At 59.8% G+C, this 9450-nt stretch carries 3 protein-coding genes and 1 pseudogene; 2 read left to right on the forward strand and 2 right to left on the reverse strand.

The window, feature by feature from the left end:
- Window positions 1–1350, forward strand: a pseudogene (locus tag LCH64_RS28065) (hypothetical protein); the annotation flags it as partial.
- A gap of 165 nt (window positions 1351–1515) precedes the next feature.
- Here the strand turns inward: LCH64_RS28065 and LCH64_RS28415 are convergent.
- Entirely contained in the window at window positions 1516–1854 is a 339-nt protein-coding gene (locus tag LCH64_RS28415) for a hypothetical protein (protein ID WP_226501945.1), read from the reverse strand.
- 585 nt (window positions 1855–2439) lie between these two features.
- On the opposite strand from LCH64_RS28415, the gene LCH64_RS28075 reads away from it, so the two are divergent.
- Window positions 2440–4326: a hypothetical protein gene (locus LCH64_RS28075; RefSeq protein WP_226501946.1), complete on the forward strand. Its 1887-nt coding sequence runs from the start codon at window positions 2440–2442 to the stop codon at window positions 4324–4326.
- 92 nt (window positions 4327–4418) lie between these two features.
- Here LCH64_RS28075 and LCH64_RS28080 read toward each other — a convergent pair.
- Window positions 4419–9450, reverse strand: a 5032-nt coding sequence (locus tag LCH64_RS28080; protein ID WP_226501947.1) for an Ig-like domain-containing protein, incomplete at its 5' end; no start/stop codon positions are given.

Below are 9450 nucleotides of genomic sequence, written 5' to 3' on the forward strand. Positions count from 1 at the left end.
GTCAGATTCAACGTGCCCGACGGTTCGGCACCGATCACCTGCACGCTGTTCACCGAAGACTTCGAAAAGGCTGGTGACAACCCCGAGGCGATAGCCGAGTTCTTTGTCATTGATCAGTTGGGCAATCATGCCCAATCCCCCCAACAGACACTGGGCATTCACCTCGCTGAGGTCGAGCTGAGTCCCCCCACCCTGGTCAAGCCAGCGGTTGATCCGATCGACGTACTGAACCATAAGGATGGCGCGACCATAAGGATCGACTATCCGGGCGCCCAACCTGGGGACAGGGCACGACTGATCGAAGTCAATCCGCCAGCAGGCGCAACGCCGTTTCCTTTGGTGCAGTTCAACACAAACAATCGAGTCAATACCGTGCTGACGCAGGCGTATCTTGTCGCTCGGCAAGGCAAAGAGACCCTGTTTCGCTGGAACCTGAACCGGGACAGTAAACCAGTCGGTAAATCACCGGCGCTTAACATCAGGGTGCTGAAAATCGCCGATGGAGATCCACGTTTGCCAGTCCCCACGATTGAGCCGGCTGATAGTTCCAGCGTCATTGATCTCAATGAGTTCACCACCACCCCATTCGTGGTATTCAACGGCTGGCCGTTTAGCGGTGGTGGCTACACCGTCGATGTCAACGTCCTCGGCACTGATCAAAATGGTGATCGCTACACCCTACCTGTCGCCACACGTATATCCCTGAGTCAGGAGGAAGAACGCAGTGGCTTCAGCCGACCTGTTTCACGCCAACAACTGAACTTGCTTCAGGATGGTTCAAACCTGCACGTCGAAACCACCGTATATTTCAACGCAGATGTTTTGAGATTCGCAAATTCCAAACCCTACGTCATCAAAATCAATAGAACCCCCATACTGTCGGAAAACTTCGATAGTTATCCTACGAAGGTCCTGTCAGTAGGCGGCAACATCACTTTGCCGAGCATGACCATCAGCTTTCTGGCAGGCACTGGATATATGGGAATAACAGCCCTTTCAAGCATTGGCCCGATCAGCGGCGGCCCTTTTGATCCTATAGCAAATCAAAGCTCCGGTCAGATTCTGGAAATGCATATATCAGGCAGTGGCGAGACGCAAATCATGCACATTCAATTCAACTGGGGGTACTCCAGAGTTCGCTGCTATTGCCGATTCGCTCAATTCAGTAATATCCCGGTCGATTTTTTTGATAAAGACGAAAACCTGATAGATCAAAAATACCTCGCTGACACAGCGCCCCCACAGTTGATAGAAGGCAACAGCAGCGAAAACAATATTTGGAGCATGAAAGTCACAACTCCACAAATGGATTTGATTGCCTTCGATTACTTTTCAATGGAACGTAAATAAAAAAAACGCCACGACCTTATTGGTGGGTCGGCTCGCAGACTGGCATCCCCTCTGCAGGAGCTGTCGAGTGCAACGAGGCTGTGATCTTTTGATCTTGTTTGATGACGAGAAGAGCAACGGCAAAAGATCGTAGCCTGCGGCAGCTCCTGCAGGGGGGCCGATTAACTAGTTCGGTACGCGGCGGCCGTCCAGTACTCGGTTGACCATCAGTTCACTGAACATGATCACCTGATGCAGCATCAGCATGGCCCGGCGCTGTAGGTGGTCGACGACATCGCCGATATCGCGGGCCATGTCGCTGGCGGCGGCTAACGATTCGCAGGCTTCGACGAGCAAGGTTTCTTCGTCCACAGCGGGGTCGATGAGGAAGATCCTGCTGGAATGGATGAAACTCCGTATCGAGAAATAGGAGCCATCACCCTCGCTACCAAACGATGGGTGGCGGCCATGCGCGGGTTGGTAGACCGGTCGATACGGAACCCGGCGCTCACGAATGAGCCACACGCATGTCCACCATATATTGGTCGGCTGGTAGGCCGCATCGCTGGCAAGCCAGCTCCCACAATTTGAGTGAGTGTATTCAGTTGGGTATTGGTCGACTGTGAGGCCGCTTTCGCGAGCAGGCTCGCTCCCACAGGGGAGCTTTGTTGTTCACGAAATGGTGAGCATCATAAATCCAATGTGGGAGCGAGCCTGCTCGCGAAGGCTGACTCACTGGCAACACAGTTCTCCAGACGAAAAAACCCGCCGTCCCGACTGATCGGAGCGGCGGGTTTTGTCATTTCAACGCCTTCGAAATTATTTAAAAGTGTTCAAGGTCATATCCGCAAAACCACACAACCTTGCGCCTTTAACTGCGCATTCGCCCGTCCGCCGACTTGTGTGCCTTGGGGACGGGTTTTAGTCCCGTCGATGTGCCATACGGGCCATCATTGTCGGGGCGCCGCCCCGGAGCAAGCCGCTCCCACCAGCCAACCACTCGTCCTGAAACCCGTTCACCTGTCAGATCTGACAGGTGACGACCCTCTCCGCTCACGGTGTAATGAAGCCTTCCCGTAGAGGGTTCTCAACGCACGCCAGGAGAGCAACATGAGCATAAATGTCAACTCGGCAGAGATTAACGCCTTGCTTAAGTTGTTCCCCATGGCCATTCCGGGAGCAGAGCAAAACGTGTTGCCGCCCGGGGTCTACCATCTCGGTATTCCCCTGAGCATTTATTCACCGTCCACCCCGCTGTTCATGGTGATCGATCCAGTCATGACACTGGCCACCACGCTGCAAGCAGGTGACTCCGTAAAGTTGTGGGTCAACGGCCGGCCGACCTCTGTGATCAAGAACATCAAACCGGGCGAGGAGAACGACCTCATCTTCATGGAACTGCCGTGGGGCGAGCTGGAGAATGGACTCAACACCCTGTTTTATCGGCTAACCCGACTCAGCGACAACTTCGACGACTCCACCCCGATACTCAAGTTGCTGTTCTACAAACTGGCCTCCGGCATCACGGCCAGCCATCCGGCCAGTGTAGCCCCGGGGCAGCCGGCCACGTTCACGTTAACTCGCAACTACCCACGCGAATATGACGTGGTGACGCTGAACGTGGGGAGGTGGAGCAAAACCATTCCCGACGTCCCCCCTGCCATCCATATCAGCTACACCCTGAGCAGCGCCGATCTGCAGCAGATCGGTGACGGCACCCATCCGGTGAGCGCTACGGTGGTCGACCAGTTGAGCAACCGCAATGTGTCACCGACGACGTCCATTGTGATCAACGCCAATCAGCGCGTCCTGAACCCGCCGATCATCGTGGAAGCCGAACCGGGCAAGACGCTTGACGTGGTGGCGCTGAAGGGAAGAGACGCCGCGATTCGCGGCCAGTCATGGACGGACATCGAGGCGGGGCAGCAGGTGTGGCTCAAACTGACAGGCCGCAATCGTGCCGGGGCAGCCGTCACCTTGCAGATCTGGAATGGCGGTGCCAGCCAGGTGAATGCGACCTGGGTCAGCCAGGGTTTCTGGCCCAAGCCCCTGCCAGCCAGCTTTCTGTCCCAATTGGCGGACGGCTCCGGTTTGCTGATGGAGTTCTGGGTGTCGGAGGACAAGAGTGGCAACTTCGCGACGGCGACGAAGTTCCCGGACCAGGTTTACACGGTCAGGGCGATTGCGTCAGTGGCCCCCACCATCACCTCGGTGAAAGCCGATTCCGTCACCGGCCCGGAAGTGCCCGACGGTGCTTCCACCACTGCCACGACGTTCGTGCTGGCGGGCAAGGGAACGGCCAACCAGACGATCGTACTGCGGGACAATGGTGCCGAGACAGCCAGCATCAACGTAGTCGCCACGGGTGACTGGAGCCATACGCTCTCCGGACAGGAACTTGGCGACCATACTTTTACAGTCGAGCCGGCTGATGCTTCGTTCCCGCCCTCCCAGGCGAGAACACTTTCACGGGTGCACGCGACCGACTTTCAGGACGACTCTTACAATGGCTGGGTCCCTTTCACAGGTGCCCGCTCCGGGTTCATCCGCGTACACTCGGGCGTCAAGGCGTTCTTCAACTTCACGGACATAAACCCTGCCACAGGCTACGCGGGAGCCGTGTTCTACCAGGACTTCATGCTCTCCCCGGGCACTTACATTCTGAGCATGAAGGCCACTCACGTTCCCGACTCTCCTGCGCCCAATCTGGTCAATCCACTCCTGTCGATCTCCACCAGCTTGCCCAATGGCCCGCAAGTCGCCTATGAGCTACCGAAGAACGGGGTCTGGTATGACTTCTCGATGCCATTCACCGTCCCCGTTCGCCAGCTCATCAGGCTGTATATCGTCAATCATCAGGACTACGGCATCGGCAACGATTTCGGCATACGCGGCATCGGCCTGAAGAAACAGGGGGCAAGCAGGAGCGGGGTGATGGAATCGCTCAACACACTGGCGCCCTACACAGGTCTGTTGCCGAAAGTTGTATTGCCCTGAGCGAAGCGCGGCAAACGGAGGCTGAATTCGACAAGTGTAAAAACCCGCCGCTCCCCAATCGGAACGGCGGGTCTTGTCGTTTCAGACCTTAATCAAACTGTATCCACCTTCAACGAATGATCATTAAGCATGCCGCTGATGATCGTCGCCGTGTCATGCCCACCAGCAACCACCCCACCCGCCCCCGGTGTCACGCCGTAGTGGCTGGCGAGGTTGACGCCGGCCAGGTCGATGGTCTGGTTCGGCGTGGCGCCGGCCAGCGCGCTGACGTCGATGCTGGTGAGAACCGAGGCGCCGCTGCCGGTGACGGTGAAGTGCAGGTAATCGTCGAGCGACGCGGTGGTGCCGTTTTCACCTTGCAGCAGTTGCGACAGGTCGAGCTTGTCGGTGCCGGGGGTGAAATCGGTGATGGTGTCGTGGCCACTGTTGCCCTTGAGGTACTGGAAGGTGTCCGCGCCCGGCCCGCCGGTCAGGGTGTTGTTGCCCATGCCGCCGATCAGCAGGTCATCGCCACCGCCACCGTTGAGGATGTCGTTGCCCAGACCGCCGTTGATCACGTTGTTATTGTTGTCACCGGTGAGGGTGTCGTTGAAGTTCGAGCCGACCAGGTTTTCGATATTGCTGATCGTGTCGGTGCCAGCGCCGATGGTGTTTTGCGCACCGAGCAGACCGAGGTTGACCGTGACCCCGGCGGTGGCGTGGGCATAGCTGACCGTGTCGATGCCGGTGCCGCCGTCGAGAATGTCGTTGCCCGGGCCGCTGTAGAGCAAGTCGTTGCCCGCGCCGCCGTGCATCTCGTTGTTGCCGGAACCGGCAGTCAGTACATCGTTGCCGTCGCCGCCATTGAGGATGTTGTTGCCGGTGCCCGCCACCAGAATGTCATCCCCGGCAGTGCCGGTGAGGGTGTGGCCATCCTGATAGGTGATGCTGACGTTGGCCGTGTCGCTGCCGCCATGGTTGTCATTGGCGGTGTAGGTGCCGTGGAAATCCGGCGTCACGTCATGGGCGCCGGCGTAGTTGACCGTCATGGTCAATTGATAGTTTTCCGCTGCCGTCGGATTGCTGCCACTGGTGTTGCTGATGTTGGTCACGTGAATCTGGTAGGTGCCATCGGCACCGGCAGTGATGGTGCCGCCGTCGGCGATGCTGACGAACGCGCCACCGTTGACCGAGTACTCCATGGTGACGTGGCCGGCCGCCAGGTTGTGATCCAGGTTCAGCGTTTCGCCCTGTTTCAGTTTGACGGTGATCAGGTCTTCATCGTTGGCATTGGCGGTGGTCACCGCACCGAGGTAACCGCTGACCACCAGCACGGCGGTCATCGCTGCGGTGTTGGCGGCGAACGCAGCGCGTACGTCGGCCAGGTTCTGGTTGGCGGCGGTGTTGCCGGTGCCGGAGAAGTTGATCGCGCCAGTACCGGTGAAGTCCGCGCCCTTGGCTGCCCAACCGGTGTTGAAGGTGGTTGGCGAGGCGTTGAGCGGGTCGCCGTCCGGGTCGGTGTCGTTGGCTAGCAACAGTTCGCCCGGCACGGTGATGTTGCTCGACAGCACATTGGTGATGACGTGGTCGTCCGTCGCCACCGGTGGCGAGTTGGGGATGACCTTCACGGTCAGCGTCGAGCTGGCGAGGTCGCCGTCGTTGTCGCTGAGGGTGAAACCGATGTTCTCGGTGATCACCGTGGTTGTGGTTTTCTGCGAGGTGTAGCTGTAGTCACCGGTGTCGAGGTTGATCACCAGCGTGCCGCTGTTGTTGGTGGCGATGCTGATCGTGTTGTTCACGGTGTTGAACGTGCCGTGGTTGGTGCCGCCGGATGCGGTCAACGAACCCTGGCCGCTGTTGGCGCGCGGGTCATAGGTGTAGGTGGTGCCGTCGACCACGATGGATTTGATGAAGCCGCCATCGGCGCCGAACGTACCGCCTTCGCCCAGCAGCGAACCGGTGACCGGCGCACCTTCCACAGTGCCCGACAGCACCGAGTTGAGCTGATTGAGATCGGTGACCACCACCGCGTTGGTGTTGGTGTGGCTGATGCCGTCATAGGCCAGCGGATCGAGGTTGGCGTTGCTCACGCCGCTGCCCAGACCGATCGCGTAGTTCTTGATGTTGTTGGCATCAAGGAAGTTTTTCAGCGCGGCTTCGTCGGCGGTGCCGATCTCCTGGCCGGTGGTCGGTTTGCCGTCGGAGAAGAAGTAGCCGACGTTCTGCGCCCCGGTGAGTTTGCCCGAGGTGTTGAAGGCGGTTTGCATCGTCGCCACGGCCGCGTCGTAGTTGGTGCCGCCACCCGCCGTGAGGCCGGCGAGGAGCGATTTGGCGGTCGCCACGTCAACCCACACCGAGGTCCTGTCGGTGGCGCTGCTGCTGAAGGTGACGAGTTGCACCTTCACATCGCCGAGGTCGTCGTATTTGTCGAGCAAGGCACTGATCGCCTGTTTCGCCAGATCCAGTCGCGACAGACCCGGCACGCCGGACGGATCGACCATACTGCCGGAGATGTCGAGGACGATCAGCAGGTTGGAATCGATCTCCACCGCCGCCACCGAGCGATCCGACGCCACGGCTTTGGGCACGTCGTCGACGATGTTGACCACAATCGTGCTGGTGGTGCTGTTGCCCAGCGCATCGGTGGCTTTGTAGGTGAAACTTTCGCTGAGGGTGTTGGCCCCATCGTTGGCGCTTGGCGTGGTTTTCGGTGCCGAAGTCAGGGTGTAGGTGTACGTGCCGTCAGCGTTGAGCTGGATCTGCCCGTAAGTGCCGGTGGCGCTGCCGACCAGGGTGTAGGTGAGCGCCCCGCTGCCGCCAGTGACCGCACCCACCAGCGTGCCGGTGGCGGTTTCGCCGGTGTTGCTCGGATCGCTGCCGGTGACCGTGCCGGGGGCCAGATCCTGGCCGTCCTTGGTCAGGTCGAGGGCTTTTTCGTAGACCGTGACGTCCTGATCGACCGACGCAATCAGTTTGCTGTCGGCAACGTTGATGGTGATGGTGGTGGTGCTTTCGTCACCGTCGCCATCGCGGATGGTGTAGGTGAACGTATCGGTGGCGCCCGGCGGGCTCACCGAGTTCGGGTTGCTGTGATAGATAGCGTTGCCTGCCGCGTCGAGGGTCAGGTAGCCGTAGGTGCCATTGATGTTGCTGTTGAGGCCGCCGATCGCCGAGCTCGCGGTGTTGCTGCCGGCACGCACGCCCACCACTGCCCCACCCGCCGCTGCGCCGTCGGCACCGGTGACGTCGTTACCGAGCACGCTGATGTTGACCGTGCCGCCCTCCGTCACCGAGCCGGTATCGGCTTTGGCGGTCGGCAAGTCGTCGATGATGTTGACGTTGATCTGCCCGGACGCCGTGCTGCCGTCGCCATCGGTGGCGACCACGTTGAAATTCTCGGTGAGGCTGTTGGCGCCGTTGCCGGTCGGGTGTGCGTCGTTATGCACCAGGGTATAGCTATAGGTCACGACACCCGTGGTCGGGTTATAGCCGGAGATGGTCAGCGTACTGCCCAGCGGCGTGGTGATCGATTGCGGGAAACCTGCGGCCACACCATTGGTGACCACGGCAATACCGCCGACAGTCAGGGTTTGCAGACCGTCGAGCGCAGTCACGGTGAAAGTGCCGCTTTGGGTCAGTGCCGTGGCGTCCGGCGCACTGCCGTTGCCAAGGTTTTTTTCGTAGACGGTGAGTTCGCCGCCGTTGACGTCGAGACCGTTGAGGATCACCGGATCGTCGTTGTTGTGGATCTGCAGGACGAGGTTCGCGGTGCTGGTATCGCCGTCCGAGTCAGTGATGGTGTAGGTGAAGGTTTCGGTGCCATTGCCGCCGCCGTGCAGGTTTTTGAAATCGGCATCAGTTGGGTTGAGCGTGTAGGTGTAAGTGCCGTCGGTGTGCAGTTCGAGCGAACCGTAAGTGCCGGTGAAGGTGCCAGCGGTGACGGGGCCGGTAGGTACGCGGTCGGCGCCTTGTACGTCGTTGGTCAGGACGTTGCCGGTCAGGGTCAGGTTGGTTTCCGACGCGGTGTTGGCATTGCTGTCGTTCACCGCTTTGGGCACGTCGTCGATCACGTTGACGTCGAGGGTGGCGTTGGCGGTGGTGCCGTTGTCGTCGACCACGGTGACGGCGAATTGCTCGGGCAGGTTGTTTGCGCCGTTACCGGTCGGATGCGCGTCGTTGTGATCCAACGTGTAGCTGTAACTCACAACACCGGTCGTTGCGTTGAAACCGGTGATGGTCAGCGTGCTGCCCAGTGGCGTGGTGACCGACTGCGGGAAGCCTGCGGCCACGCCGTTGGTGACCACGGCAATGCCGCCGACGGTCAGCGTCGTTACGCCATCGAGTGCGGTGATGGTGAAGGTGCCGCTTTGGGTCAGTGCATTAGCGTCAGGAGCGCTACCGGTACTGAGGTTTTTTTCGTAGACGGTGAGTTCGCCGCCGTTTAGGTCGAGGCCGCTGATGACCACCGGATCGTCGTTGTTGTGGATCTGCAGGACGAGGTTTGCGGTGCTGGTATCGCCGTCAGAGTCGGTGATGGTGTAGGTGAAGGTCTCCGTGCCATTGCCATTGCCGTGGAGGTTTTTGAAGTCGGCGTCGTTGGTGTCGAGCGTGTAGGTGTAGGTGCCATTGGCGTTGAGAACCAGGGTGCCGTAAGTGCCGGTGAAAGTCCCGGCGGTGACTGGGCCGGTGGGTACGCGGTCGGCGCCTTGTACGTCGTTGGTCAGGACATTGCCGGTGAGGGTCAGGTTGGTTTCTGACGCGGTATTGGCGTTGCTGTCGTTCGCGGCTTTTGGCAGGTCGTCGACCACATTAACGTCGAGGGTCGCATTGGCGGTGGTGCCGTTGTCGTCCACCACCGTGACGGCGAACTGTTCCGGCAGGTTGTTTGCGCCGTTACCGGTTGGGTGGGCGTCGTTGTGGTCGAGGGTGTAGCTGTAGCTGACCACGCCTGTGGTGGCGTTGAAACCGGTGATGGTCAGCGTGCTGCCCAACGGGGTGGTGACCGACTGCGGGAAGCCTGCGGCCACGCCGTTGGTGACCACGGCGATACCACCGACGGTCAGCGTGGTGACGCCGTCCAGCGCGGTGATGGTGAAGGTGCCGCTTTGGGTCAGCGCGTTGGCATCAGGAGCACTACCGGTGCTG

Source organism: Pseudomonas sp. MWU16-30322 (genome assembly GCF_020515535.1).
Classification (GTDB): Bacteria; Pseudomonadota; Gammaproteobacteria; order Pseudomonadales; family Pseudomonadaceae; genus Aquipseudomonas; species Aquipseudomonas fluorescens_H.